This window comes from Pseudoalteromonas sp. MMG022, assembly GCF_021654245.1.
Taxonomy (GTDB): Bacteria; Pseudomonadota; Gammaproteobacteria; order Enterobacterales; family Alteromonadaceae; genus Pseudoalteromonas; species Pseudoalteromonas amylolytica.
This window is the reverse complement of the sequence record NZ_JAKFZQ010000042.1, coordinates 1-5,215: the sequence shown is the minus strand read 5'-3', so window position 1 is coordinate 5,215 and position 5,215 is coordinate 1. Positions and strand designations below refer to the sequence as shown.

Annotated in this window: 4 protein-coding genes; 3 read left to right on the top strand and 1 reads right to left on the bottom strand. The window is 39.6% G+C overall.

From position 1 onward, the window contains the following. Positions 1-228 precede the first annotated feature (228 nt). From L1070_RS20070 to L1070_RS20060, 3 genes are read left to right on the top strand one after another with little or no spacing between them, the layout of a single operon-like run. The gene (locus L1070_RS20070) at positions 229-2,919 is read left to right on the top strand and encodes a PAS domain-containing protein (RefSeq protein WP_237126902.1); all 2,691 of its coding nucleotides are present in this window, start codon (positions 229-231) and stop codon (positions 2,917-2,919) included. 2 nt (positions 2,920-2,921) lie between these two features. Continuing rightward, complete coding sequence (locus L1070_RS20065; protein ID WP_070983690.1) at positions 2,922-3,332, top strand: response regulator; 411 nt, start codon at positions 2,922-2,924, stop codon at positions 3,330-3,332. Beyond that, positions 3,332-4,243: a GGDEF domain-containing response regulator gene (locus tag L1070_RS20060; RefSeq protein WP_237126901.1), complete on the top strand. Its 912-nt coding sequence runs from the start codon at positions 3,332-3,334 to the stop codon at positions 4,241-4,243. Before L1070_RS20065 ends, L1070_RS20060 begins: the two co-directional genes overlap by 1 nt. Before the next feature lie 87 nt (positions 4,244-4,330). On the opposite strand, the gene lexA is transcribed toward L1070_RS20060, so the two are convergent. Further along, complete coding sequence (gene lexA / locus L1070_RS20055) at positions 4,331-4,948, bottom strand: transcriptional repressor LexA (RefSeq protein WP_070983695.1); 618 nt, start codon at positions 4,946-4,948, stop codon at positions 4,331-4,333. Positions 4,949-5,215 lie beyond the last annotated feature (267 nt).

The following is a 5,215-nucleotide window of genomic DNA, read 5'->3' as shown; positions in this document are numbered from 1 at the left end:
AGAGCAAAACAGGCTGTTTTTATAGTTTAACTTAACTCTCCTACACCAATTTCACGTAAAGCTAGGGCTTCAATAGCGAGCAATTAGGTTTTCTTACCCTGTGATACAAATCAATATCTTTTCAATATACTAGGAAGATTTTAAGCACGTGGATGACCCCTTCATTCTTGTGGTTTCTGCGTTTACGTCTAATCTTAATGAAATCATTTAGCATCAGGACATGTTTAAATGGAGCTAAACAGCATTCATTCATTTTTTCATCAAGCATATATGCCTCACGGTCATTGCTATCTATGGCAACCACACCTACTTTGGACAAATGTGATTTCGGATTTGGTGATAGCAACTGCCTACTTTTCTATTCCAGTCGCTATTATGATCTTTGCCAAAAAGCGGCCAGATGTGGGAAGACACTGGCTATTTATACTATTTTCCAGCTTCATCTTGCTGTGTGGTATTACTCACCTCATTGGCATATACACCGTATGGCACGGCGCGTATGGCATTCACGGAATATCAAAATTATTGACTGCAATCGTATCTATGATCACTGCGGTGTATTTATTTCGTCTTATACCTAGCGCGATTGCAATTCCAACACCTAGTCAATTTTTTGGTGTGCAGGATAAACTGACTAAACTTACCACCGAACAAAAGCAACTAAGGCTACTGCTTACAGAGCATAAAATAACTGAGTTTATGCTTAATAGCTTACCCATTAGCACTTTATTACTCGATAAGTCAGATAAGATCATTAAATGTAACCCTCAACTTCTCAATGAACTTGGCTATAAAGACGCAAAATTGATGCTTGGTACAAAGTTGTCTGAACACATACAGCTTGAAGATCCATTTTGTAGTTTGTCTTCTGTACTAAAAGAAGCTAGACATAACAAGTCTCAGTCCGTCGAGCAGCTGTGCCAGGTTATTACCCGAGACGGTGTAACGTTGCCAATGGAGATGAGGCTTATCAATACAGTCTTTGATGGGCAAGAGTTCACATTAGCTGTTTTTAATAACTTGTCATCTTATAGAAAATTAAAACAACAGCTTGATGCCTCCCATCAAAGAATTGAGCGTGCTATTAATGCCACCGAAGATGGAGTTTGGGAATGGGATATTACTAATGACCACGTAATTTACTCCCCTACGCTCATGAAAATGATTGGTAAAGAGCATTTAAAAAATCCAACCTACCTAGATTGGTATGAGCACATTCATCCTGATTATCGAGAGAAGGTTGAAGCTGCCATACGCATTCACTTTGAAACTCAAGAAAAACTGCAAGTCGAATATCTCGGGCGCAACAAGGATGGCGTGTATGCATGGTTTTTAGCAGTTGGAAACAGTCAGTTTGACTCAGATGGTAATGCCTGCATTATGTCAGGTGCACTTCGTTATATTCAAGATAGTAAACAGTTAGAATCTCAAATTGTTGAAAAAACAAATATATTAAACTGCTTGTTTGATGGTGCGAATCAGGCTATTTGGCTACTGAAAGTTGAAGAGGATGAAGACTTTACTTTCTTGCAGTTCAACCAAGCAGCATGTGAGCGAACGAACGTTAACTCACAAGACATCATAAATAAACAGCTGTCTCAACTTAGCGGTTCCGTGTTTCCAGCATCCATAGCAGAAAGAATTGGTAATAACTATACTCTGTGCTGTGAAACAAAAAGGCCTATAGAGTACGTTGAAACCTTACCATTAAATGAAGAGGAACGGTGGTATCAGACAACGCTGTACCCAATGCTGGATAAAAAAGGCAAGGTTGAGAAAATCGTAGGTACAGCAATAGATATTACAGCCAGAAAGTTAGCCGAACAAGAACTCGAACAAAACAAGATATTCTTGGAGCAGATAATTAATTCTGCGGTATGCGGCTTGTACCTTTACGACATCAAGCAAAACCGTAATATTAGGATTAACCAACGCTATACCGATCTACTCGGTTACAATATTGGCGACCTTAAAGACGTAACCATCGTCGATTTAGTACATCCAGATGACAAGTCATCCATGCAGGTGCACTTGGATGAAGTCGTTGATGAAAAAGCTCAAAAGCTTATCCCGATTGAGTATAGAATTAAGCACAGAAATGGCAGCTGGATATGGTGTAGCGCGGTAGACACTATTATATCGAGGGGCGAAGATAATGAGCCCAGTATTCTACTAGGCACCTTTGTAGATATAACCGAGAAAGCCCAGCTATTATTGAAGCTTAAAGCCTCTAATGAGAACCTTGAACACTTCGCTTTTCTCGCCTCACATGACCTGCAAGAGCCACTAAGAAAGATTATTGCATTTACTGATAGCTTATCTATGCGCCTAGCAGAGCACCTTAAAGATGACGAAAATGCTCAATTTGAGATGTCCCGTTTAATTGAAGCTTCCAGCCGGATGCGAACAATGATCCAAGACTTGCTCAAGCTATCAAGACTTCAATCACAAAAGATAAAATGCGTACCAACAACATTAAAATCAATTATTGATGATACGAAGGAACAAATGAGTTACAGCCTAGAGGAGCATGCCGCTACAATAACAATTGATACACCAGATCACATGATCGAGGTAGATCCTTCGCTATTTGTGCAAGTATTTCAAAATCTCTTCGCCAATAGCCTAAAGTTTAAAACTCCGGATACATTACCTGTCGTACACATCAAGAGTGAAATTAGAGATAATCGTATAATGATCTATTATGAAGATAATGGTATCGGTATTAAGGAACCGTATTGGCAAAGTGTTTTTGAGCCCTTTAAACGTTTAGATAATGGTAATAAGTATTCGGGCAGCGGTATTGGCCTTGCGATGTGTAAAGAAATAATTAAGTTGCACGAAGGCGAAATACGCTGCAAAAGCTCAGAAAACTCTGGTACCACCTTTGTGATTAGTTTACCCAAAAGCAGAGATTGAACATGGATATAATCTTAGTGGATGATGACCCAGATGATATTTACCTCTTCACAACCGCCTGTGAACATGTAGAACCAAAGCCAAATCTTGTGGTACTGCAAAATGGCGAGCAATTGTTAGAGTATATAGACGCGCATAATAACCTGAGTAGCCAAGTTTTTCTGATTGACTTGAATATGCCTAAAATGGGTGGACTCGACGCAATGAGACACATTCAACAGAAAGGATTAAGTGAAAAGTTATGCTTGATCAGCTACACCACATCAAGCCACCCGTCAGACATAGAAAGCGCATTTTCATTAGGTGCTAAGTCATACATCACTAAACCAAGCAAAATTGTTGACTTAATTGAATTTTTACAAGTATTGATAAAATATTGGTTTAACTATAATCACTTTGCAAGGACACATTGATGAACCGATGGCTAATATACCTATTAGAAGATAACGATGATGATGTGTATCTAATAAAAAGCACCTTAAGCAAATATAATGGTCGCCATCAATTTAGACTTAAGTCTTTCGATAATGTTGAATCTCTCAAACAAGCCACTCTTCAATGCTCTCCTGATATCCTCTTAATGGATCTAAATTTGCCCGAAAGCACTGGTCTCAATACGCTCATCATTGTGAAACATTTCGTCGCATGTACACCGATTATAGTGCTTACAGGTAACTCTGAAGATGGGATTGGAGAGAAGACTATTCAGCTGGGAGCTCAAGATTATATCCCTAAGCATGAACTCACCACTTCACTTCTCACAAGAACAATTGTGTTTTCAAAGGAACGTTTTGAACTACAGCGAAACTTAGAAAATATGGTTGTAATGGACAAACTCACTATGCTCAATAACCGAGGCTCTTTTGACTCTGAGTTGCATCGATATGTCCAAGATGCGATTAGATACAACACTCAGTTTGGGCTACTGTTTATTGATTTAGATAACTTCAAATTAGTTAATGATGAGTTGGGGCATCAGGCTGGAGACCAACTACTGAAAAGTATTGCAGCAAAGCTAAAAATGTTTAGGAGAACTTCTGACTTTGTTGCAAGGTATGGCGGAGATGAATTCGTCATCATAGCACCTCACGTATCAAATAAAGAGCAGTTAGCTAAGCTAACCCAGCATAAGTACACTTTATTGGCAGATAACTATTGCATTGAAGGGGTAAATAACCAGATACATGAAGTAAACTTAGAATTAAGCATTGGAGCTGTTTTGTTTCCAGAAGATGGAGAAGACGAAACACAATTACTTAATAACGCTGACGCGACCATGTATCAAGCTAAAGAAACAGGCAAGCCATACAAGGTAATGAATTAATTAGCCCACCTAAACATAGGGTTTGTTTGGTAGTGTTTAGAGGCTAATGCAGGGTAAAGTTTTAAGCATAAACTTTACCCTTATAAATTACATCCAGCTACCGTTTCGTATTATACCAACAGCCAAACCCTCGATTACTAGAGATTCATGTTCTAAGTCTACTACAATCGGTGAAAACTCTTCATTTTCGGCGTGCAGATAAACCTTTCTACCCGCTTTTTCAAGCCTCTTTACGGTTACCTCATCTTCAACACGGGCAACGACAACCTGACCATTTTCAGCTACCTGCGTACTATGTACAGCTAGCAGGTCACCATCAAGAATACCGATATCCTTCATACTCATCCCATTCACACGCAGTAGGTAATCTGCGGCGGGTCTAAACAAGTTTGCGTCTATTTGACAATGACTCTCAACGTGTTGCTGTGCAAGAATCGGTTCCCCAGCAGCGACTCTACCTATTAGTGGCAGGCCCTGTTCTTCTGGTTCAGGATCTTCAGTCAAACGAATTCCTCTACTAGCACCAGGCACCATCTCGATAACACCTTTTTTTGCCAGTGCCTTAAGGTGCTCTTCTGCCGCATTAGCACTTTTGAAGCCAAGTGCATCCGCTATTTCTGCCCTCGTAGGTGGCATCCCTGTGTCTTTAATAAATACCTTTATCAACTCAAATACTTGTTCTTGTCTTTTTGTTAGTGGACGCATATCACTGGTTTTCCATACAGTACATTTACTGTGAGTATATACAGTTGATACAAAATCGCAATGCTAAACCTCATATATTAAGGACAAACTCTTATTTCCGATAATAATGCTTTAAGTGCAAAGGGCTAAGGTGCCAATGTTTAATGACAGAGCGCGAAGCTAGGGTGCAAAAGGTTAGCGACTGTGAGCGAAGCGAATACGCTCTTTTTGCGCAAGCTGGGGTGCAAAATTACGGACGAAGTCCGTAGCTTTTGCGCAAGGTGAATT

Excerpts from the sequence above, each read along its gene's own strand:
- L1070_RS20070 (WP_237126902.1), top strand. The coding sequence starts at position 229 with ATGGAGCTAAACAGCATTCATTCATTTTTTCATCAAGCATATATGCCT.
- L1070_RS20065 (WP_070983690.1), top strand. The coding sequence starts at position 2,922 with ATGGATATAATCTTAGTGGATGATGACCCAGATGATATTTACCTCTTC.
- L1070_RS20060 (WP_237126901.1), top strand. The coding sequence starts at position 3,332 with ATGAACCGATGGCTAATATACCTATTAGAAGATAACGATGATGATGTG.
- lexA (WP_070983695.1), bottom strand. The coding sequence starts at position 4,948 with ATGCGTCCACTAACAAAAAGACAAGAACAAGTATTTGAGTTGATAAAG.